At 59.2% G+C, this 22,044-nt stretch carries 19 protein-coding genes and 1 pseudogene; 10 read left to right on the forward strand and 10 right to left on the reverse strand.

Annotation, left to right across the window (positions count from 1 at the left end; translation table 11 throughout):
- The first annotated feature begins 10 nt into the window (after positions 1-10).
- From BI327_RS35740 to BI327_RS41210, 5 genes and pseudogenes are all read left to right on the forward strand, one after another.
- Positions 11-1,291 (forward strand): glycine cleavage T C-terminal barrel domain-containing protein, encoded by a 1,281-nt coding sequence (locus tag BI327_RS35740; RefSeq protein ID WP_245335034.1) that lies wholly within the window; start codon positions 11-13, stop codon positions 1,289-1,291.
- Positions 1,292-1,299: 8 nt separating this feature from the next.
- Positions 1,300-2,208: a bifunctional 5,10-methylenetetrahydrofolate dehydrogenase/5,10-methenyltetrahydrofolate cyclohydrolase gene (locus BI327_RS35745; protein ID WP_076866051.1), complete on the forward strand. Its 909-nt coding sequence runs from the start codon at positions 1,300-1,302 to the stop codon at positions 2,206-2,208.
- 93 nt (positions 2,209-2,301) lie between these two features.
- Positions 2,302-2,772 (forward strand): hypothetical protein, encoded by a 471-nt coding sequence (locus BI327_RS43380; protein WP_245335035.1) that lies wholly within the window; start codon positions 2,302-2,304, stop codon positions 2,770-2,772.
- Positions 2,655-2,957, forward strand: a pseudogene (locus BI327_RS43830) (MFS transporter); the annotation flags it as partial. The gene BI327_RS43380 and the pseudogene BI327_RS43830, both read left to right, overlap by 118 nt.
- 8 nt (positions 2,958-2,965) lie before the next feature.
- Positions 2,966-3,778 (forward strand): MFS transporter, encoded by an 813-nt coding sequence (locus tag BI327_RS41210; protein WP_245335036.1) that lies wholly within the window; start codon positions 2,966-2,968, stop codon positions 3,776-3,778.
- Between the two features lie 319 nt (positions 3,779-4,097).
- On the opposite strand, the gene BI327_RS35755 is transcribed toward BI327_RS41210, so the two are convergent.
- Positions 4,098-5,084: a LysR family transcriptional regulator gene (locus BI327_RS35755; protein WP_076866052.1), complete on the reverse strand. Its 987-nt coding sequence runs from the start codon at positions 5,082-5,084 to the stop codon at positions 4,098-4,100.
- Positions 5,085-5,190: 106 nt separating this feature from the next.
- Here BI327_RS35755 and BI327_RS35760 point away from each other — a divergent pair, with 106 nt between their 5' ends.
- From BI327_RS35760 to BI327_RS35770, 3 genes are read left to right on the forward strand one after another with little or no spacing between them, the layout of a single operon-like run.
- Complete coding sequence (locus BI327_RS35760; RefSeq protein WP_076866053.1) at positions 5,191-6,459, forward strand: acyl-CoA dehydrogenase family protein; 1,269 nt, start codon at positions 5,191-5,193, stop codon at positions 6,457-6,459.
- A gap of 12 nt (positions 6,460-6,471) precedes the next feature.
- Entirely contained in the window at positions 6,472-7,215 is a 744-nt protein-coding gene (locus BI327_RS35765) for an SDR family NAD(P)-dependent oxidoreductase (RefSeq protein ID WP_076866054.1), read from the forward strand.
- Complete coding sequence (locus BI327_RS35770; RefSeq protein WP_076866055.1) at positions 7,212-8,276, forward strand: phosphotransferase family protein; 1,065 nt, start codon at positions 7,212-7,214, stop codon at positions 8,274-8,276. Before BI327_RS35765 ends, BI327_RS35770 begins: the two co-directional genes overlap by 4 nt.
- A gap of 480 nt (positions 8,277-8,756) precedes the next feature.
- Here the strand turns inward: BI327_RS35770 and BI327_RS43835 are convergent, their stop codons facing one another.
- The 9 genes from BI327_RS43835 to BI327_RS35815 form a co-directional block, all read right to left on the reverse strand.
- Complete coding sequence (locus tag BI327_RS43835; RefSeq protein WP_143271755.1) at positions 8,757-8,906, reverse strand: glycoside hydrolase family 3 N-terminal domain-containing protein; 150 nt, start codon at positions 8,904-8,906, stop codon at positions 8,757-8,759.
- Positions 8,858-11,269: a molybdopterin guanine dinucleotide-containing S/N-oxide reductase gene (locus BI327_RS35780; RefSeq protein WP_347337686.1), complete on the reverse strand. Its 2,412-nt coding sequence runs from the start codon at positions 11,267-11,269 to the stop codon at positions 8,858-8,860. Before BI327_RS35780 ends, BI327_RS43835 begins: the two co-directional genes overlap by 49 nt.
- A 65-nt stretch (positions 11,270-11,334) precedes the next feature.
- The gene (locus BI327_RS35785; RefSeq protein WP_174683072.1) at positions 11,335-12,564 is read right to left on the reverse strand and encodes a CaiB/BaiF CoA transferase family protein; all 1,230 of its coding nucleotides are present in this window, start codon (positions 12,562-12,564) and stop codon (positions 11,335-11,337) included.
- A gap of 10 nt (positions 12,565-12,574) precedes the next feature.
- On the reverse strand, positions 12,575-14,272 hold the full coding sequence (locus BI327_RS35790; protein WP_076866057.1) for a dipeptide ABC transporter ATP-binding protein: 1,698 nt from the start codon (positions 14,270-14,272) through the stop codon (positions 12,575-12,577).
- The gene (locus tag BI327_RS35795; protein WP_076866058.1) at positions 14,269-15,114 is read right to left on the reverse strand and encodes an ABC transporter permease; all 846 of its coding nucleotides are present in this window, start codon (positions 15,112-15,114) and stop codon (positions 14,269-14,271) included. Before BI327_RS35795 ends, BI327_RS35790 begins: the two co-directional genes overlap by 4 nt.
- Positions 15,111-16,145 (reverse strand): ABC transporter permease, encoded by a 1,035-nt coding sequence (locus tag BI327_RS35800; protein ID WP_076866059.1) that lies wholly within the window; start codon positions 16,143-16,145, stop codon positions 15,111-15,113. The genes BI327_RS35795 and BI327_RS35800 overlap by 4 nt, the downstream gene beginning before the upstream one ends.
- Positions 16,142-17,755 carry an ABC transporter substrate-binding protein gene (locus BI327_RS35805; protein ID WP_076866060.1) on the reverse strand — a complete coding sequence of 538 codons (1,614 nt, stop codon included), beginning with the start codon at positions 17,753-17,755 and terminating at the stop codon, positions 16,142-16,144. The genes BI327_RS35800 and BI327_RS35805 overlap by 4 nt, the downstream gene beginning before the upstream one ends.
- 643 nt (positions 17,756-18,398) lie before the next feature.
- Positions 18,399-19,208: an IclR family transcriptional regulator gene (locus BI327_RS35810; protein ID WP_143271756.1), complete on the reverse strand. Its 810-nt coding sequence runs from the start codon at positions 19,206-19,208 to the stop codon at positions 18,399-18,401.
- A gap of 22 nt (positions 19,209-19,230) precedes the next feature.
- Entirely contained in the window at positions 19,231-19,971 is a 741-nt protein-coding gene (locus BI327_RS35815) for an enoyl-CoA hydratase/isomerase family protein (protein ID WP_076866061.1), read from the reverse strand.
- 80 nt (positions 19,972-20,051) lie between these two features.
- Between BI327_RS35815 and BI327_RS35820 the strand changes: the two genes are divergently transcribed.
- Positions 20,052-21,260 (forward strand): CaiB/BaiF CoA transferase family protein, encoded by a 1,209-nt coding sequence (locus BI327_RS35820; RefSeq protein ID WP_283807828.1) that lies wholly within the window; start codon positions 20,052-20,054, stop codon positions 21,258-21,260.
- Positions 21,250-21,801: a cysteine dioxygenase family protein gene (locus BI327_RS35825; RefSeq protein WP_076866062.1), complete on the forward strand. Its 552-nt coding sequence runs from the start codon at positions 21,250-21,252 to the stop codon at positions 21,799-21,801. The genes BI327_RS35820 and BI327_RS35825 overlap by 11 nt, the downstream gene beginning before the upstream one ends.
- Positions 21,802-22,044 lie beyond the last annotated feature (243 nt).

The raw sequence follows: 22,044 nt of genomic DNA on the forward strand, positions 1-22,044 counted from the left end.
CGGAGAAAAAATGCCAACACCCAAGGAAATGCGAAAAACGCCGGAAGGCTATTTCACCTCGCGCTGGGGCCTTCCCGAGTACACGGACTGGATCGACGAGAGCATGTCCTGGAAGGAGACTTGCGCGATCGGTGACTGGTCATTCCTGTGGGAGCGTCGCTTCAAGGGGCCCGACACCTTGAAGCTGTTCTCAGATACCTCCGTCAACAGCTTCCAGAAGTTTGACATCCGGCAGTCGAAGCACGTCGTCCACACAACCAAGCAGGGCAAGGTCATCGCGGAGGGTATTCTCACGCGACTGTCCGAAGATGAATTCATGCTATTCGGACGCGGTACGTTCTGGGTGGATTACGTCCGCCGCCACGGCAACTACGACGTTACTGCCGCGGCCGATGACTGGTTCAATTTCCAGGTCCAAGGACCGAGGTCGCTAGCGGTCCTCGAGAAGGTCTCGAAGCAGTCGTTGCGGGACGTGAAGTTCATGCACTCCGGCGAAATCGAGATCGCCGGATGCAAGATGCTCGCGCTACGTCAAGGCATGTCGGGCGAAATCGGCTTCGAGCTGCAAGGCCCCATGACAGAGGCCGCTGCGGTCTACGACGCGATCGTCTCCGCCGGCCGGGAGTTCGGCCTACGGCGCATCGGCGGCCGCGCCATCTTCATCAATCATCTGGAAGCTTGCTTCCCCACGATCGTCACCGACTACATGCCGGCGATCTTCCACGACGACATGAAAGAGTATCAGGACGAGTTCCGAGCCGCGATGCCAGGATTCGCCGCCACGTTCAACATCGCCGGCAGCTTCCAGTCCGACGACATCCGGGACTGGTACCGAAGTCCGGTCGAACTCGGCTGGGGCAAGAACATCAAGTTCGACCATGAATTCATCGGGCGCGAAGCACTCGAAAAGGAACTTGCCAGCCCGCGACGTCTGATCCGGACGCTGGTCTGGAACGGTGAGGACGTCGCCGATGTGCACGCTTCGCTTTTCCAGAAGGAGCAAGAGCCGTACCAGTATATGGAAATGCCGCGCGATCAGCGTGGCTTCATGTACGCCGACCGCGTGCTGGTCGGCGGCAAGGACGTTGGCGTGACCACTTCGCGGGGCTACAGCTACTTCTTTCGCGAGATGCTCTCGCTCTGCACGATCGACGTCGAGCATTCCGAGATTGGCACGGAGGTGGCTGTGGTCTGGGGCGAGCCCAGTCGACGGCAGAAGCACATCCGAGCGAAGGTGGCTCCCGCCCCCTACAAGAAGGACAATCGCCGCGCGGATCTTTCCAAGGTCTAAAGCCGCTCATGACCGCTCGCATCATCGACGGAAAGACACTTGCTGTCGCTGTACGCGAGGAAGTCGCCGCGGGCGTCGCCGCTCTGGTCAGCGCTGGCGCGGCGGTCCCGGAACTGGCCGTGGTGCTGCTCGGCGACGATCCCGCCAGCCACGTCTACGTTTCGAACAAGGTACGACAGACCGAAGCCGCCGGCATGCGATCGCGTCGATACCTGCTGGATGCGGACACGACGGAACGACGGCTTCTGGAACTGATCGAGGCGTTGAACCGGGACGCAACCGTGAGCGGCATCTTGGTGCAGTTTCCGCTGCCGCCGCACATCGATACCGCGCGTGTCGTGACGACCATCCGTCCCGACAAGGACGTCGACGGATTCAATCCGTTGAACGTGGGACGCACCGCCGCGGGCATCGAAGGCGCGTTGGTGCCATGCACGCCGCTCGGCGTCATGCGCCTTATCAAGTCGGTGCATGAAGACATCGCGGGGCTAGGAGCCCTCGTGGTGGGGGCGTCGAACGTCGTCGGTCGTCCGATGGCCCGGCTTCTGCTGCAGGAATTATGCACGGTGTCGATCGCGCACATTCGCACGACCGACCTGGAACGACGGTGCAGCGAGGCCGACATTCTCGTCGTCGCGACCGGTGTCCCCGGTCTCATCCGCGGCCACTTCATCAGGCCTGGCGCAACGGTCATCGATGTCGGCATCACGCGCATTACATCGGGATCCGGCGCCGAGAAGCTCGTCGGAGATGTCGCGTTCGACGAGGCGGTTAAAGTCGCAGGCGCGATCACGCCTGTGCCGGGCGGCGTCGGACCGATGACGATCGCCTGTTTGCTCGCCAACACGTTGAGTGCCGCAAGAATGAAGGCAGCCAGATCCAAAGCGCCGGATGCCGACCCGGCGACCGCCGCCTGAACCGCGGCTTGGCGGCCGAGAGTTCTTGAAGATCCGCGCAACGGATTTTCAAGCAAAAGCCATCGAAGCGAGCTTTCAAAGGGGAGGAAGGACGTGACCACACAAGTGCTGGACGAACTGCGCAAACCAGTTATCGACATCGGAGTTCTTGCGGAGGAGGGAGTATGGAGCACGGCGCGCAAGCAGGTTCTGCTTCTGTGCGCGCTCGCGATTATTCTGGATGGACTGGACAACCAGATACTCGGCTTCGCGATTCCGTCCATGATCAAGGAATGGAGCGTCGCTCGCGGCGACTTCGCTCCCGCGCTCGCGCTAGGCTTCGTGGGCATGACGATCGGTACTCCGATCGGAGGCATCATTGGCGATTGGCTCGGACGCAAGTTTGCTCTGATCGCATCAGTTTCCTGTTCGGAGCGGCCACGCTTGCCATCTCATTCGCTAATGGCCTGGAAGCGGTCAGCCTCAACCGCTTTCTCGCCGGCTTGGGGCTGGGTGGTGCGCTTCCGGCTGCGACCGCACTTATCGCGGAATTCACGCCCAAGCGTAACCGCAGTCTTTCGGTGATATTGGGGATCGTCTGCATTCCGATCGGAGGCATGATCGCCGACGTGCTCGCGGCTCAGTTGCTGCCCGATTACGGTTGGCGGATGTTGTTTGTGGTCAGTGGGGTATTGCCGATGATCGTTGCGGTGATCCTCGCGACAGCGTTGCCGGAATCTCCGCAATATCTCCTGGCACGGGGGGCGGACGCGCAAAGGTGGCGAAGTCGGCGCGGATCCTCGACGAGACCCTCGCAGCCTCCAGCGTCTTCGTTGATAGACGCGACGCGGGAGTGGAAGGAGCTTCGCTCCTCGCCCTTTTCGTGGCCGCCCTTCGCCGTACGACGACGGCGCTCTGGGTCGCATTCTTCTTTTGTCTGTTGCCCGTGTACGTTCTATACGCTTGGGCTCCCACGCTCCTGACCGGCAAAGGGTTCGACGTGCCGACAGCGAGCTTCGCGTTGGCATTGTTCAACTTTGGCGGTGTCGCCGGTTGCATCGTGACCGGCTGGGCGATCGGCCGGTTCGGCACGCGGGCACCAATCCTGACAGTCGCCGGCGCCGCGACAGCGGGAGCGGCGGTTTTGGCTTGGGTGCCGGTTTCGATCGAAACCAAGCCGCTGATCATGTTTCTTCTGTGCATTGAAGGCTTTTTTCTGCTCGGCGCTCAAGGCTCGCTTTACGCGCTGGCCGCCTACGTATATCCGACGAGCGCCCGTTCCACCGGCGTCGGGGCGGCCGCCGGTTTCGGCCGGGGAGGCGATCGTCAGTGCCTACGTCGGCGCGTTCGCGCTCAACTACGGTGCAACAATGTTCTTCGCCGTCATCGCCGCCTGCGTCGCCATCACCTTCGTCGCGGTAGCGATCGTCGACGTACATCAGGCCGCGATCCGGGACGAGCCTTCGCGCTCCGTCGCTTGACCGGGTATCGACAGGCAATCATCGAAGCCCGCGGTCTTCCTCGATCGCGGCTTCGATCCAGTTCGACGACCGGCCGAGCAGATGCGGCCGGCCACGATGGCGCTGAATGAGGGCAAAATATCGCGCGGCGCTCTCGCAATGAGCCCTGCGTGAGCCGTTGGAAATTATCCGAGACGAATCCGCCCAGATTGCGGGAGTCCGACATCACGCTGTCTCACTGTTAGCCCATCGCGGCTTGCCGACGAAACATGAAGTCATGTGGACGTCACTGCAGGTGTATCAGCGTTGCGGATGCGCGAGACTTCCTGCAATTTCGGGCGAGCCGGGCAGACGAGGCCCACAGCTGGCGTGCGGATTGCTGGTCGTAACGCTAAGCTGCAGGTGATTCGCCCAGATCTTCGACGGTATTCCGGCCGAACCTCGATACGCTCAGGCCAGCCGAAGGTAGTCCGTCTCGTCCGACTGCGCTTTGCCTCTGGCGGCCGCGTCGCCGCTGCGCCACGCACCGTGCATGGCGAAACGCCAAAATCGCTCGGCAGCAGGCCGTTGCTCCCGCCGCAGACGGATCGCCACCATTTCGGTCTCAAGCCTTGCTCCGTCTATGCTCTTGCGGAGCATGCGCACATTCGGCAGGGTGGCGCGGGCGTCGAACCAGCCCAGATCGATGGCCGCGATTGCGTGGTGTTCGGCATGCCGGACGACCGAAAAGGCATCGCCTTCCGGTATTCGGACCGGTTCGGCCTCGATTTCGTCCAGATAGCGACCGATGGCCGATGCCAGCGGGCCGCCATGAACTCGACCGATCTTAGCAATACGCACGCCTTTCAGGTTGGCGCTCGAAATGCTGGCGACATCCGCGAGAGGGTGGCCTGCGGGGACGTACAGGCCGAGCTGTCGGGAAGCCAGCGGCAGCGTTTCCAATTCGGAGCCCAACGCGCGATTAAGTGGCGACAATTCGAGGCGATCGGAGGGCTCGATGACGATGGCGACGTCGGCATCATGGTCGCGCACCACGTCGTAGATGCGCTCGCTGCCATACTGCATGATCTGAATGTCGACGTCGGGATTTGCGGCGGCATAGCTGTCCGTCAGCAAGGCACGATCGCTGATCAGCACCGAATAGGTCTGCACCGCCAGGCGAAGGTCGTTGCTGAGAATCTCCTTGGCTCGCTGCGCCGCCCAATCATGCTCCATGACGACGCGCCGGGCATTGACGAGGAAGGCGCGGCCTTCCCAGGTCAACTGCACCCGTCGGCTGGTACGTTCGAAAAGCGCGAATCCGAGCCTGCGTTCCAGCTCACGGATCGTAGCGGATAGCGCGGGCTGCGAGACGTGCAGTTCCTGGGCGGCGCGCGTAAAGGACCGGCTCTTTGCTACCTGCAGGAAGGCGCGAAACGGAGTGGCATCAAGATCCATCAGGAGGTGCTTCCATAAGGAACCTTTATTGATAGCCGAACAATGCGGTATTGGTAAGGACCGGAGCTTTCTTGCAATATTCCTCCATCCCAGCGGAGGAAGTGCTTTGTGGTCGTTTGATACCGAGCCCGAGTTCCAGAAGGAGCTCGACTGGATTGCTGCCTTTGTGCGCCGCAACATCGAACCATTGGACTATGTCCTGGGTAGCCAGTGGAACATCCACGACGAGCGATTCACGCAGCTGGTTCGGCCGCTGCAGGCCGAAGTGAAGGAGCGCGGCCTTTGGGCTTGCCATCTCGGTCCGCATCTAGGCGGCAAGGGCTACGGACAACTCAGGCTCGCACTGATGAACGAGCAGTTCGGCCGCTCGCGCTTTGGCCCAATCGTTTTTGGCGCGCAGGCCCCTGACACCGGTAATTCCGAAATCCTAGCGCAGTACGGCACGCCAGAGCAGAAGAGGCGCTATCTCAAGCCGCTCCTGAACAACGAGATCGTCTCCTGCTTCGCCATGACCGAGCCGCAGGGTGGTGCGGATCCTCTCCAGATAGAGGCCACGGCAAAGCTCGACGGCGATCATTGGGTCATCAATGGCGAAAAATGGTTCTCGTCGAACGCGCGCTTCGCTTCGTTCTACATCATAATGGTGAAGACCGACGCGGGAGCGGCCGATCCGTATCGCCGCCAGTCCATGTTCATTGTACCCGCCGACACGCCGGGCATAGAAATCGTGCGCGAGTTTACCTATTTCGGTCAAGCCGAGCCCGAGCATGCGCATGTCCGCTGGAACAATGTGCGCGTGCCGGCTGACCATCTGCTTGGAGAGCGAGGCGCCGGCTTCGAGGTGGCGCAAGCTCGCCTTGGTGGAGGGCGGCTTCATCATGCGATGCGCGCGCTTGCCGAGGCGACACGATGCCTCGAATACACCTGCGAGCGCGTGGTGTCTCGGCGCACAAAGGGTGACGTTCTCTGGAAACAGCAGAGCGTTCAGGAGCGCATCGCCGACGCTTGGATCAAATTACGTCAGTTTCGGCTGCTCGTGCTGGAAACGGCATGGCTCGCCGATCAGGGGAAGAGCTGGAAGGACATTCGTCAGAACGTTTCGGCGGTGAAGGCGACGATGCCGAAGGTTCTGCATCAGGTGGCCTCGATGGCGCTCCATCTTCACGGCTCGCTTGGCCTGACCACGGACGCCCCGTTCTCCGGGCATATCATGAACAGCTACATGATCGGCCTCGCGGACGGTCCCACCGAAGTCCACAAGGGCGTGGTCGCGCGCGAACTCCTCAAGACGTTTCGGCCGACGGAGCAGATGTTTCCCGACTATCTGCGCTTCAAGCGGGAGCCCACTGCCCGCGCGCAGTTCGGCCTGAAGTGACGGTTGCTTCTCATGGTCGCCCAGTTCAACCTCGATTTCTCAAGCCGGACGGTCCTCGTCGTTGGGGGAAGCGGCGGAATTGGCAACGCAATCGCGCAGACTTTCCGCGCTCAAGGTGCGACCGTTCACGTCTGGGGCACGAGACCGGACGCAAAAGCCTATTCCGACGTCGCCGACTCGAATCTCGAAGGACTTCACTATCAACAGATGGATGTTTCCAACTTCGGAGCGATCGAAGCCTATCAGCCTGCGTTCGATCGGCTCGATGTGCTCGTCCAATCGCAGGGCTTCGTCTTATACCGGCGGCAGGAATACGAGATGCCGTCATTTCAGAAGGTTCTCGGGATCAATTTGACGAGCCTGATGGCATGCTCGAACAAGTTCGAGCCGATGCTGACGGAATCGCGCGGATCTATGATCGTCGTCTCGTCGTCCGCGGCCTTTCATGCGACGCGCGGAAACCCTGCCTATAATGCCTCAAAGGCTGGGGCGGTGGGTCTTGTGCGTACGCTCGCCCAGACGCTTGCTGACAAGGGCGTCCGCGTGAACGGCATCGCGCCTGGATTCATTCCGACGCGTTTGACTGCAATCACGACGGACGATGCCAAACGCTCCGAAGCCGCTCTGGCGCGCATCCCGATGGGACGCTTCGGAACGCCCGAGGAAATGGCGGGCGTGGCGCTGTTTCTCGCCTCTCCCTTGGCTCGTTACGTCACGGGGCAGACCATCCTTGCCGACGGCGGGATGCTTCTATGATCGCGGCGGCGAACGAGCTTGTCGACTTCGACCGGCTCGCGGGCTGGATGGACGCTCATGGTCTCGGCGCTGGCGCGATGAGCGGTATCACGCGATTGAGCGGCGGCACGCAGAATGCATTAATCCGCTTCTCCCGATCGGGCCGGAATTACGTCCTGCGCCGACCACCGCCAGCGCTGCGACCCGACAGCAACGAGACCATGCGACGAGAGGCGCGACTGCTCGCCGCGATTGCCAAAAGCGACGTTCCCCATCCGCGTCTGGTCGCCAGTTGCGGCGAGACCGATCCGCTCGGCGTAGCGTTCTACCTGATGGAGCCAGTCGATGGCTTCAATCCAGTCGCGGGCCTGCCCGCGCCCCATAACGAGGATGCCAGGTGGCGGCGCAGGATGGGTTTCGCCCTTGTCGAGGGGATTGCGGCGCTCCACAGGCTGGACTTTCGCAAACTCGGTCTTGAAGGTTTCGGGAATCCGGACGGCTATCTTGACCGTCAGGTCGAACGCTGGCGACGTCAGCTCGATGCCTATGCCCGGCATGAGAACTGGCCGGGCCCGGCCGTAATTCCCGGGGTTGCGGAAGTCGCGACTTGGCTCGCCGATCATCTTCCTCCGGCGTCTGCACCGGGAATCCTGCACGGCGACTATCAGCTCGCCAATGTCATGTTTCGCCACGATGCGCCGGAACTTGCTGCGATCGTGGACTGGGAGCTTGCGAGCATCGGGGATCCCCTTGTCGACCTCGGCTGGATTATCGCGACCTGGCGGGACGAAGGTGTTCCTGAGCTGCCGGTGCTGAAGGTCGAGCCCTGGGACGGGTTCCCATGCGCCGAGGATCTGATTGAGCATTATGCCCGTCTAAGTTCGCGCGATTTGACCCATATCGAATGGTACGTCGTGCTGGCTTGCTATCGGCTCGGAATAATCCTTGAGGGTACCTACGCGCGTGCGTGCGATGGCAAGGCGCCGATCGAGACCGGACGGCTGTTGCACGAGACTGCCGTTGCTCTTTTCGAGCGAGCTTTAGCACGCATTGGCCGCAACAACAGCGTGCCGAGAAGATAGCTGAAACATGTTGAACTCGCGAACCGGTACAAGCGGAACGATCTCTGAAGACTTGCTTCCGCCGTCTTCTTTGTCCGCTCCAATCGTTAGCCGACCTTGCCGCTTATTGGTTATTATCGCCGAGAAGGAATTCGTTGAGGATAGCGTGGCGTCGTATCCCTTCTACTTTGATCCCTCCTGCTATCACCAGCACGCGCCCATGCGGTTGCAGGAGTCTGAAAGTCTGTTTGATCAGGGGCGGTGCCAAAGGGCCGCGTCCGCGACGACCTTATTGATTGGTTGAGCGGCTGCCGGATCGTGGTCGAAGGGCCGCCTTAACCGCCTACCGCGCAGTGGGGCGTTCGGCCGGTCGACTCACGGCAGATCGCGCTTCGTGCCACGTCTTCCTCGGGCGCGCGCATCCACAGGATCACGTTGCATCCATTGGCGATGATCTGCGATTTGATTTCCCGTATCATTCCGCCATCGAAAGCGGATTGATCACACAATCACCAGATGCTGGTTGCGATCGTCATGGCCCTCGCCAAGCCAATGCTTGGCGCTTGCTGCCATCCCGTGCTCCTGCAGAACCTCGATGTGCTTCATCGAGTAGCGGCGGATTGCGTCGAGGTCCGACCCGAAGATCCGCATTCCGACGATCGAGCCGCGAAAGGCGAGGTTGAGTGTCTCATCTCTGGGCAATCAACGAATCTAGGCATCTCGAATGCAGTCACCGACGGGGGCTGCTCCCGATAGCGGCGAACCTGTACAAGACAGGTTTGGGCCGCGCATCCTTGCGAAAGCCCAGATGCACCCTGGTCCAGCGTTACAACGTTCGGATTCCCGTGTTTTTCCAACGGACCATGAGCATCAGCACCCGGATCGCACCACGCTCCGGTCTCCAGCCGCGCCACGCCGCTCATGATATCATTCGTTACCTTGGCTGAAGCGAGCGTGCGGCCTCGGTCATTTAGGATTTCCACCAAGTCACCGTTACGAATACTTCGGAGGTTCGCGTCGATCGTATTCAGATAAACCGGTGTGCGGCCATTGAGCTTATCTGAGCGGCTCACCGAGCCATGATCAAGTTGACTATGTAGGCGGCTTTTTGGTTGATCCGAGAGTAAGTGCAATGGCCAACGCCGTGCGAGATCGGAGCCTAACCACTCGAAGGGCGCCAGCCAAACCGGATGCCCTGGGCAGTCCTCTAAACCGAAGCCGGCGATCGTTTCCGAGAATATTTCTATGCGACCAGACGGTGTTGGCAAGGGATTACGATCAGGGTCTGCCCTGAATTCTGACAACAGCACGGCAGGTTGCGGATCAGCCCGAAAGTCCAGCAGACCTCGCTTCCAGAATTCGGCGAAGGGCGGGACCGAGGGCGCTGCGGGAGATGCTCGGTACTCTTCATAAAGGAATTCCAGCCATTGCATTTCGTCGCGACCTTCGTCGAAGGCCGCCTTGTGTCCGAGGCGTTCGGCCAAATCTCGCAGGATGACGAAATCGTCCCGTGCTTCCGCAAAGGGAAGCAACGCTTGTTTCATGGCTATCAGCACGCCCTCGCGCTTGGCATGTCCGATGTCGTTACGTTCTACCGAAAGCGTCGCCGGCAGTACGATATCAGCCATCTTTGCATTCGCATTCCAGAACTGCTCATGCACGACGACCGTGTCCGGCCGCTGCCATGCTGTTTGTAGCCTACGGAGATCTTGATGGTGATGAAATGGGTTTCCACCGGCCCAGTAGATCAAACGAATGTCCGGATAGATGTATTTGCCGCCATTGTACTGGAAAGGCGTCCCGGGGTTGAGCAGCATATCCGTTATGCGCGCAACGGGAATGAAATCTCTGACCGGATTCTGGCCCTGCCCAAAGGTTGGACCCGGCAAGAGAGGATGCGCGCTGCCAAGGGCGTTCGTTGTGCCATAAAATCCAAAGCCGCCCCCGGGAAGGCCGATCTGCCCTAGCATTGCAGCCAGTACAACCAGCATCCAAAAGGGTTGCTCGCCGTGCGCGGCTCGTTGGAGCGACCACGTGGCGTTGAGCATCGTACGACTACGAGCCATCTCTCGAGCGAGTTGACATATATCGTTTGCGGGAACATCGGTAATTTCCGCAGCCCATATCGCGGTTTTCGGTATTCCGTCGAGCTTGCCGAGGAGATAGTCTGCGAATTGTTCGAATCCGACGCAGTACCTCTCGACGAAATCCTTATCCCACAGGTGTTCTTCGTAAAGCGTGTGTGCGAGCGCAAGCATCAGGGCGGTATCTGTATTCGGTCGTAACTTTAGCCAACGCCACTTACTGCCTGTATCTAGATTGTCGCGAACGGGTCCAACATTAACGAAGCGGATGCCCGCGTCAGCCATGCCGAGCAAGCCATGGCGGGTTCGATGTTCGCTCGCTCCACCTGACGATATTTGGGCATTTTTTGCTGGCACCCCGCCGAAGGCCACAAAGAGCTCTGTGTGCTCGGCAAGGAGCTCCCAAGATGTATGCGACGCCATGAGATCGTCCATCGGCGCCACGATATTTGGCATCAATACGCGACCGGCCCCGAGGCTGTAAGTGTCGCGGCTACTAACATAGCCACCGGTGATGTTGAGGAACCGGTGGATCTGGCTCTGCGCGTGGTGAAAACGGCCAGCGCTTGCCCAGCCGTAAGAGCCGCCGAAAATGGCATTGTTGCCGTAACGAACACGGACACGATCCAATTCGGCAGCAAGTAGGTCGAGTGCCACATCCCAGCCGACCTCAACGAAATCATCACTCCCGCGCATACCATCGTTCGCCCCGGGACCATCTTTAAGCCAGCCTCTCCGGATGGCGGGGCGCCGAACCCTCATTCGATTCAAGTCATCATCGACCTTGCGGAAGCCGATGGTCGCAGGGTTTCCATCGTGGCGCCATGGCTGGAAGAGCGGCTGCCCGTCCGTGTCCTTCGTGACCTCGTAGATGCCCCAATGCATGGATGTGTAGGTGCGTAGAGAATCCGATTTCTTAGGCTTGGACACGTGTCGCTCTTGTTGATCAAAATTGGACGACTGCATTCCTTGCGCACCGCGCAAATATGCTCTTGTCAAACGGCTCCCTGCTCACGGAATATTCGGATCTGCGCGCCGTCGTAACCAAGGAGCCCACCTAGCACAGAATCGGTATGCTCACCGAGACGGGGGCTGGCCCGCAATGGTACCATCGGCGTGTCTAAGAACCGCAATGGGCTATGTGCCGCAGTGATGTCTCCGAACTCCGGATGTTTAAAGCTTTGCAGCATGCCGCGCTCGTGCAGATGCGGGTCGTTGGTCATTTCATTGAGCGTACGGATCGGGGCACAAGGCACACGAGCGGCGATCAATGCTTCAAAAAGCCGGCTCTTGGAGCGTTGAGCCGACCAATCCTCAATGAGTGCGTCCAAAACGTCTATGTTTGCTACTCGGGCGCGCATCGTTACAAAGCGCGGATCCTCGAGCAAGTCAGTCCGATCCATAACGCCCACAAGCGCCTGCCAATGCTCGTCATTGTTGCAGATTATCGCGATGTGTCCGTCCGCCGTGCCGTAGACATTGTAGGGAGCGAGGGACATGCCGCCGTGACGGTTGCCCGTCCGCATGGCACCTTCGGCGCCAGCCTCATAAAGCATCCCCAAGCTTGAGCTCAGCGAATGGTAAACGGCTTCGAGCATGGAAACTTCGACGGACCGGCCCATACCGGTTCGCTCACGACCCAACAAGGCAGTCGCAATGGCGCCGTAAAGGTGAACGCCGCCGAAGAAATCGCATATCGCCGGCCCCGCTTTGAGCGGCGGACCGTCGGCGAGGCCGGTGATGCTCATGACGCCTGACATGGCTTGCACCGTCAGGTCCATGGCGGGATAGCTTCGGTACGGGCCGGTCTGGCCGTAGCCTGAGCCAGACGCGTAGACTATTCGGGGATTGCGCTGCCTGATGGTGCGTTGGTCCAGTCCAAGGCGATCCATGACTCCCGGAGCGAAGTTTTCAACGAGGACGTCAGCGCTGTCGACCAACTGAAGCAGCAATCGCCGTCCTTCCTGGCTCTTGAGGTTTAATGTGATCGCCTCCTTGTTGGCATTGAGCAATGCAAATGGGAGGGCCGCACCGCTACGTGCGCTACGCTTGCGCAAATGCTCCCCGCCAGGCGGCTCGACTTTGATCACGCGCGCGCCGGCCATGGCCGCGAGAAATGTAGCATAGGGTCCGTTGTAGATCTGAGTGAGGTCGATGACGGTAATACCGTCCATCGGCCCCTTGTCTTGGGTGGAAGAGAAGGTGATTTGTGACGTCTCGATCATGCCAAAAAACCTAGCGGGAGTACTCATTAGCTTTCGGAAGTGCCTTGATTTGCTGCCCGTTCGGATCGAAGTGCGGAATGGCATCGAGCAGCGAGCGGGTGTAGGGCGACTGCGGATTGCCAAATAGCGAGCTTCCGCCGATTTCTTCGACCTTACCCAAGCGCATAACGACAACCCTCTCGCACATCATGCGGACCACATTCAGATCATGGCTAACAAAGAGAAATGCCATGTTGTCCTCGCGTCGAAGCCGGTCCAGCAGGTTTAGGATGATCGCCTGCACTGAGACGTCGAGAGCGGCCGTGGGCTCATCCAGGACAAGCAAGCGCGGCCGGATCGATATCGCGCGAGCAATTCCCACGCGCGCCTTCTGGCCGCCAGAGAGTTGGTGCGGAAAGCGGCTGAGCAGATTGTCCGCCAAGCCGGCGCGGGCAGCTGTTTCGCGTACTCGCTCCCGCAGTTCTTTGCCATTGCGCAATTTTTCGAGCTTTCGGAGCGGGTCTGCGATGCAGTCGAACACCGAGAAGCGGGGATTCAAGCTTCCGTCCGGATCCTGAAACACCAATTGTATGTCCCGTCGCTCTGCGACGCTGTGGAATACGCGCGCTGGGATGGCACCGATATCCTTGCTGTCAAAGATGATCTTGCCATCGGAGGGCTCAATGAGGCGGCTAATCATACGGGAAACCGTTGTCTTGCCGCTGCCCGACTCTCCCACAAGGCCAACGCTCCCGCCCACTGGAATGTCGAAGGAGACGTCGTTCACCGCAATGATGTTCGAGCTGTAGCGCTTCGTCAGGTTCCGAATCTGCAAAAGGATTGCCCCGTCGGTGATTGAATAAGGCTTTGCTGCGGGCCGCGCGGAGAGTGCGTGTGTCGTCTGCTCCGCCTCCGCAACACGAGCGAGGTCATCAATTGTCGACGTTGGAGTGGGTGAGGCGGCTACAAGCCGCCTTGTGTACGGATGTTGCGGATTCAGGAAGATCGTGCGCGTCGTACCACGTTCCACGATGCGGCCGTTCTCCATCACCACGATTTTGTCACAGTACTGCGCAGCCAGGCCGAGATCATGTGTGATCAAGATCATGGACATGTTGCGTTCGGCCGTTATTCGGGCGAGCAAAGTCATGACCGTCTTCTGGGTGGTCACGTCGAGACCGGTCGTCGGCTCGTCGGCAATGAGAAGATGCGGCCGACACGCGATCGCGATCGCGATCATCACGCGTTGGCACATGCCGCCAGAAAGCTCGTGCGGATATGCATCAAGCCGCGCTTCAGGATCCCGAATCATCACTGACTTCAACAGATCCAAAGCTTCCGCTCGTGCCTCCTTTGCTGTCACTGCCGTGTGCGCACGAATGGCATCCGCGATCTGCAAGCCGATCGCGCGAATCGGATTGAGCGCTGCGCGTGGATTCTGGAATATCATTGAAATAGAGGCGCCACGCATCGTTCGCAAGTCGGACTCCGATAGACGTGTGATGTCGGAGCCCTTGTAGACGATGCGGCCATTGACGATCTTGCCCGACGTTTCCAGCAGCCGAGTGATCGCGTAAGCCGTAACCGACTTGCCCGAACCGGACTCGCCGACGACGCCCAAGGTCTCTCCATCGCCAAGTTCCAGCGATATACCCCGCAGCGCCTCCACCGGTCCGTTGCGGGTGGAAAACACGACCTGAAGGTCGTCAATGCTCAGGCCTCCAGTCATGTGCGCATCCTGGGATCTAGAATATCGCGCAGGCCATCGCCCATCAGGTTGAAGCACAGTACTGTCAGCATTAGAGCAAGGCCGGGAAAGGCGACCAGCCACCATTGTCCAGCCGTGATAAAGCGCGCTCCCTCCGCAACCATGATGCCCCATTCGGGAGTGGGCGCGACGACTCCGAGGCCAAGAAAGGAAAGCCCAGCAGCGTTGATGATCGCCCAACCCAGATTGAGCGAGATCTGAACGGTCATCGCGGGCATGATGTTGGGCAGCAAATACCTCACGGTCACGGAAAGGTCGCTGTGCCCGCTTGCGCGGGCGGCCTCGACCCAGCCCATGTCGCGCTTGACGTTTACTTCGGCTCGCGCGAAGCGGATGTAGATGGGAAGGTTGATGAACGCCGTTGCAATGATGATGTTTTGGACCGAGTTTCCGAGGACCGCGACCATCGCCATTGCAAGCACAAAGAGAGGGAATGCCATGATGACGTCGACTATCCGGCCCACTATACGGTCGATCCAACCTCCCAAATAGCCGCAGAAGGAGCCGATCAGCGAGCCGATGGCGAAGGATAGAACGACGGCGGATGCCGCGATTATGAGATCAAGACGTGTCGCCAGGATAAGCCGCGAGAGGATGTCGCGACCCAGTTGGTCTGTCCCAAAAACGTGCCGCGCGTTCGGCGGTTGCAACGCGTTAGCAACGTCCGTCGCAAGTGGGTTGAAGGGCGTGAGCCAAGGGGCAAACAGCGCAAAAATGCAGAGGCAGAAGACGCCAAAGATAGCGCAGGTAGTGATGGTGTTGCCGCGCAATACCCAGACGGCGTGAGAAAGAGTACTGCTCATTCTATACTCACTCGAGGATCAGCCATGCCGTAGAGCACGTCCACGGTGAGGTTCACGAGAACGAAGATGAAGGCCATTAGCAAGACGAAGCCCTGGACCGGCGCATAATCGGAAGCCATCAGCGCGTCGAGAGCGTAAGAAGCAACGCCAGGCCAAGAGAACACCTTCTCCACGAGAACGTTGGCGCCAAGCATCGTGGAGAAGACGACGCCAGCCATGGTAAGTACAGGCAACAACGCGTTGCGCAGGGCATACACCACTACTATACGCCAACTGTGTAGACCGACGGACTTTGCAGTCCGCACGAACTCGCTACCCAGGACGCCGAGCATCGAAGCGCGGGTCATTCGAGTTAGCGGAGCCAAGACGAACAAAGCCATGGTGCAGGCCGGGAGAATGATGTTGTCCAGGGCAGAGCGCCAACCCGCCCAGTCGCCTATCAGTGCAAGGTCAATCAGGAGAAAGCCGGTGATGTCAGGCGGCGATGCAACGAAGATGTCAATCCGGCCGGTCGGGTCAGGTGCGATCCCGAGGAGATAATAGAACACGTAAACCAGCATGAGGCCTGAGACGAAGGTCGGCATGCAGACACCGATTGTACAGAGAAACCTGACGGCGTGATCGATGAGCGATCCCGATCTCAGAGCTGACAAGACACCGAGTGGGATCGAGGTCGCCAGCGCGAGAACCAAAGCGACGAACGTCAGTTCGAGCGACGCGGGAAGTCGTCTCAACAAATCCTTCACAACTGGTTGGTTAGTTGTCAGGGAATTGCCAAGATCGCCTCGCGCCACATCTCTCAAGTACATTCCTAGCTGGAGCGGCAAAGGTTGATCGAGCCCCATCTTCTTTCGCATTGAGTCAATCTCTGCCTGTCCGGCTGTAACCGATGACGAGGTGAAGAAGACTGCGGGGTCACTGGGCAGGACGCGCATCAGGATGAAAGTAACAATGACGACGCCGATGATTGCCGGAATGGACGAGATGACGCGTCGTATGAAGCGGCGCGCAATTGATCTCCAGACGCTCATGTCCGAATCAGATCCCGATAGTCAGTCTGGCGATGGTAGTGGTACGTAAAGCCATCGATCGAAGGGGTCGTCACCCCGTCAATCGCCGCCTGGAAAGTCAAAACCGATGGCGCTTCCTCTGCAAGTATCTTGATCATTTCCTTGCAGTATGCGTCGTATTTGGCGGCGTCAGTCTCGGTTCTGGCGGCCGTCACCAATTCGACGATCCGCGCGTTTGTCCAGTTGCCCAGGTTCCAGCGCTGATCACGGGTGTAGTAGATCCAGAAGAAGTAGAACGTCTCAGGGAGCCATGCGCTGCCGGTATCGATGTAGAACGGTAGGTTCTTCTTCTCGGCCTGCATCGTGAATAATTGCGCGTCCGGTACCTTCTGGATAGTCACGCGGATGCCGATCTTCGAGAGAGATTCCTTGATGAGTGCCGCAATTGGTTCTGCGACGGCTGCATAGCCAGTCGCAAAGGTGAACGTTGTATCAAAACCGGCGGCATGCCCAGCTTCCGCCAGCAGCACGCTCGCACGCGTCAAATCGGTATGGTTAGGAAGCGGCAACGGAAATGCAGAAGTCGGCGGCTCGCCTGTCCAGTTGGCTCCGAAGAGCTTGCGGCCACGACCGAAAATGGCTGCTTCGAACATTTCCTCATACGGTAAGGCTGCGGCGATGGCCTGACGGACCTTGGGATTGTCGAAAGGCGCCAGTTTTGTGTTGAAGGAGATATGGGTAAAGACGTTGGTCGGTGAGATGGGAAGGATCTTGGCAACTCCGCGCTTGCGGAGCGAAGCAATGTCGCTTGCCTGAACATCGAGGCAAATGTCGGCGTCGCCTCGCTCCACGAGATTGGCCCGGGTCGCCGGCTCCGGCACGGTCTGAGCGATCACCCGTTCGAAAAATGCGATCTTTCGGTCGCGGCCGCCCTTCCAGTTGTCATGGCGACGCAGGACGACTTGTTCGCTGGGGCGGAAGGTCTCGACCTTATAGGCGCCGGAGCCGGCCGCGTTGTTCTTCAGCCAGTCCAATGCCCAAGGATCATCGGCGCTCGCATGTCGTTTTGCGAGGTTCGAGTTGATGATTACTGAGAACGGCAAACCGAGGTTGGGTAAGGCCAGACGATTCGCATCAGGTAAGTTTATCTCGACCACATTCGGCCCAGCAATGACGAACTGTTCCGTTTTCGTCATGCTTCCGCTGGAGAGTTGCGCAGCGGCGTTCGATTTTGCGGACACCATACGATCGAGCGACCATTTGACGTCCTCTGCGGTTACTTGCGTTCCGTCGTGCCAAGTAGCGTCAGGCCTCAAATGAAATGTCAATTTTAGCCCATCAGCGCTCCTTTGGACGCGCTCGGCGAGTTCGGGGACGATAACGCTCTCGTCGAAAGTCCATTGGCCGTCAACCTTCTTGCGTCGAAACCCGATTAGACGGTCGTAGACGCTTTGCGTGACGCTGTAGCACTCGCGCGCGGCCCCTAGGGCACTAGGATCCAGCGAATTGACACTGCCACCCATGAGGTGACGCAGGGTCGCTTTGCGGTCTTGCGCAAATGTAGGCCCTGCAAGTGAAGTCAGTCCCAGTGCGAGGCTTCCCGAAAGATACTCTCTTCTATTCAGACTCATGTATCCCCCGTTCCTACGGCTCGTGTTGCAGGCCTGTGCACCAGGCGGCCGACAGTGTTCTCCGCCCAAGGAGCCTGCTCGTAGAACGATCAGCGGTTCTTTGGCCCAGCTAGAATCAAACTTTGATCAAGCAGGGGGCGGTCCAAGGCTGCCCATCTTCGCAAGGCCGTTTCCGCCGCACAAATAAGTTTGAGTGATGAACGCCCATCATCCGATAGTGCGCATTCAGCGCGCGCCGATTGCGCCGAAGAACGAGAACGGTGTGGAGGAGCTTGAGGCAATCGTTAAGATCGCGGGACTAGGTAAAACAACCTTGCGATGTCGGGGGGCGTCGAGCAAAGCGCGTTGTTTCCGAAAGCTTCAGCCGTTCGCGAGCCGTCTTGAGTGCAGGCTGCCGCGCCGCTCCAGGCGGATTATCGGTAGCCGCCGATTCAGATGGTGCAATAGCACAAGCGTCGCGTCACCGCATTGTTCAAGATGGTTTGCAATGTAACCATTTGAAGCGTGAGTTTGCTGATCGGTCCTCAAAAGAGCGGGGCGTTTGCTCTTGCGGAAGTCACGAACGGAATGAGCAGTAATAGAAGCGTCGAGATTGGATTGCCGTTAAAAGAGTGCAGCGGTGCGCTGTCGATATTGCCGCACTCTACCACTCTAAGGCCTGCGCTTTGGTGCCGGGCCAGCCCATTAGCGACGATATCTCGCGCCCCGCGGCTTTTACAGGTTCGGCAAATCTTTCTATCCCACCTTGCAGCAATCTTGTGCGAGGACCGGAAATACCGACTGCCGCGATCACCGTGCCGTTCGCGTTCCGAATAACGCTCGCCACGCCGGCAACATCCTCGCGCCATTCTCCGCGGTTGTATGCAACGCCTTCCTCACGCGCCCGCGCTAATTCCGCTGCGACTGTCTCAGGATCGGCAAGTGTGTATGCCGTGGCGCGCGGCATTATCGCGCTGGCTTTCGAAATTGCCTCGGCAGAGCGATAAGCCATGAGCGCTTTCCCTGTTGCCACGCAAAGCGCCGGGGCGCGACCTCCGATCTCAGTATAGGCACGGATAGCATGTGCGCCGTCGATCTTGTTGAGATAAACGACCTCGGTTTCCGCCAGGATCGAAAGATGGACCGTTTCGCGGGTATCTTCAGCTAGTCGCGCCATCACGCGGCGTGAAGCGCTCAGCACATCCATTCGCGCGATAACCGAAGTCCCGAGCTCCCAAATCAGGGTGGTCGGGCCATAAAGGCCCTTTTCGCCATCCTGCATTGCAAAGCCCTGATCTATCAGCGTGGTCAGCAGGCGATGCGTGTTGCTGTTCGTTAAGCCGAGTTGAGTGGCGAGGCTGGTAAGCGCGCGCGGCTCTCGGCTCTTAGCTAGCGCCACCAAAAGACCCAACCCTTTTATGAAAGCCTTATCCACCATTGCCGACAGTGTCGCGATTAACAATTGGACCTGCAAGCGCGCAGTTGCATAAAGTTCACTACTCTCCGCAGGATGCCTTCGTCTGAGTCACGTATTGCTCGATGCGGTTTCGCAGGCCATTTGGTGCCGCGGACCGCACCAAGGCTGCGAGGTCGGAGTCGTCGCAACCGGAGGCGAGTCGTTCCGTCACTATACATGCCATCCGGGCGTCCAACGCGCTACATTGCATTCCGCTCCTCGCAATCAGCTGCGGCCAGTGTGGCTCATCGAGCGACTGGGTAAGCAGCCCCCCCTCAAGCGCCTCGTCATGCTCGATCGGGGTTTTACGCGAAAGAAACTCCCTCGCGCGGTCGGGTCCGACGCAACGTGCGAGCCGCCCGGTACCGAGCGCAATCCCGAAGCGCACACCCGGAAACGCGAAGCGTGTGCCCGGCGCGGCAATTCGGCGGCGGCAAGCCACGGCCAGATCAGCCCCAGCACCAAAGGCAAAGCGATGAACTAATGCGATGGTCATTTGCGGCAGGCGAGCAATGCGCTGCAACAAGATTTCGATTCGAACCAGGCGCGCAAAAAGCGAGTCGTCCGTCTCGGCCTCGAGGTTGGAAAGGTCGAGTCCGCCACAAAAGCCTTTGCCGGCCCCGCGAAACACTATGGTGTCGCAGGCCTCCGGCACGATGGCATCGAGTTTAGCTTCGATGCTTGCGACGAGCGCCCCGCTCAACGCGTTCCCCGTCTGTGGCTGATTGAGGGTCAGAACGGTTAAGCGACCGACCGTTTCGGAGATAACCAAATCAAGCATGAGGGCTCCAGGTTGACGTTTCCACATTTCTATAATATGGAAATGATTTCTATAAAATAGAAAAGTGGAGAAAGCTCGCAGTGGATTGCTCTATCGTTAAGGCGGCGGGGCCACTTTCGGGGATCCGCGTGCTTGAGTTCTGTCAGGTGGCGGCCGGACCGTTCTGCGGCATGCTGTTTGCCGACCTTGGCGCTGACGTCATCAAGATCGAAGGACAAGGCGGCGACAGCATGCGTCAGTGGCCTCCCTTCAACCACGGTTACAGCGAGAATTTCGCCTCGCTGAACCGCTCAAAACGTTCCATTGTTCTCAACCTCAAATCGCCAGAAGAACGCGACCTAGCTCTCAAGCTTGTTCGAGACGCTGACATCGTGTTGGAGAACAATCGGCCCAAGGTAATGGAGCGCCTCGGCCTAGGTTATGCGGCACTCGCCGAGATCAAGCCGGACTTAGTCTATTGCTCGATTTCCGCCTTCGGTCAGACAGGGCCACGGGCAACGGAGGGAGGATTCGATCTTACCATTCAAGGTGTGGCAGGCGTTATGTCCGTCACCGGCGAGCCCGGCGCTCCGCCTGTCAAGTGCGGGGTGCCCATCTCCGATTTTACTGCTGGACTTTATGCAGCTTACGCGGCGCTCGCTGCTCTGTTCGATGCACGGCGTACCGGCAAAGGCGCGCACATAGACGTACCCATGATGGGGGTGACGCTCGGCGTCAGCGCGCTTCAGACGAGCCAGTACTTCGGTAGCGGAATCGACCCCGGGCCGTTGGGGTCGGCTCATCCGAGAAATGCGCCGTACCAGGCATTTGAGGCCGGGGACGGCTATTTCGTAATGGCGGCAGGCAACGACAAGCTCTGGATCTCGGTTTGCGAAATCACCGGCCTGACCCGGCTGGCGTCCGATTCACGCTTCAAGACACAACTCGACCGGGCGACCAACCAGCGAGCGCTGAAAGACCTAATCGAGGTGGTATTTCGCACGCAGCCGGTCGCGCATTGGCTGCGGTTGCTCGCCGCTGCCGGTGTACCGTCAGGACCAATTAATTCAATCTCGCAGGCACTCGCCGATCCACAAGTTGCGCACGCGGGCTGGGTCTCTCAGCTGGAATTGCCGGGGGGCGGGGTAACTCGGACCTTCGGCTGGCCGGTTGGAATTTCCGGTTGGGTGGGGCCCGATATCCGAAGCCCGCCGGCACTCGATGAGCATGGTGCAGATATCCGCGCTGAGCTTCTGGCCAGTGCGAGAAGGTCTAATGCTGTAGAGGCGGACAAAGCAAATGGACAGTAAGCTTAAGATGTTCGTTGGTGAAGTTAACAGCGTCCTCGCTCGTTGCAGAACCGAGGACAAACTCTTTGAGTGCCTCCAGGGTCCCTTTAGAGAGCTGATCTCTGTTGATGATTGGCTCTCGCCGCGCTTCGCGCAGCCACATCATACTTATTACCAGCAGTACCTGCTCCATGCAGATCCGGAAGAACGCTTCAGCATCGTCAGTTTCGTATGGGGTCCCGGACAGAAAACGCCAATTCATAACCACACGGTATGGGGGATGATCGGCGTGCTGCGCGGCGCAGAGATTGGCATTCGATATGCGCGACCGACGCCCGGTATGCCGATGCAGGCGATTGGCGAGGAGCGTCTGGAGCCGGGAATGATCGACTTCGTTTCGCCAACGGTCGGTGACATTCATGCCGTGCGAAATGCTTTTGACGATCGCGTCTCGATTTCAGTTCATGTCTATGGAGCCAACATCGGCAAGGTCGCTCGTGAAGTCTATGATGCGGCTACCGGGGTCGGAAAGCTCTTCGTTTCCGGCTTCTCCAACGCATGAGGAAGCCAAATCCAGGTGCGAGAGAAATAGCTTACTGTTGCGCTACCGAAGCGCGCGTGGTTGATCGGCCCGAATCTGCTGGCTCTCTGCCCGGTCTGGTGCATTGTGCGCGCGTCAAAAGCGTCTGGCTCTGAAGGAAAGCGATCCTGCATGGCCAGCGATTGCACAATCAAGGCTATCAACCACATTTCTGCGAGTTGACGCCGCCGCTAACGGATGGGCATGCGCTCGGAGCGCCTTGGT

This window comes from Bradyrhizobium mercantei, assembly GCF_001982635.1.
Classification (GTDB): Bacteria; Pseudomonadota; Alphaproteobacteria; order Rhizobiales; family Xanthobacteraceae; genus Bradyrhizobium; species Bradyrhizobium mercantei.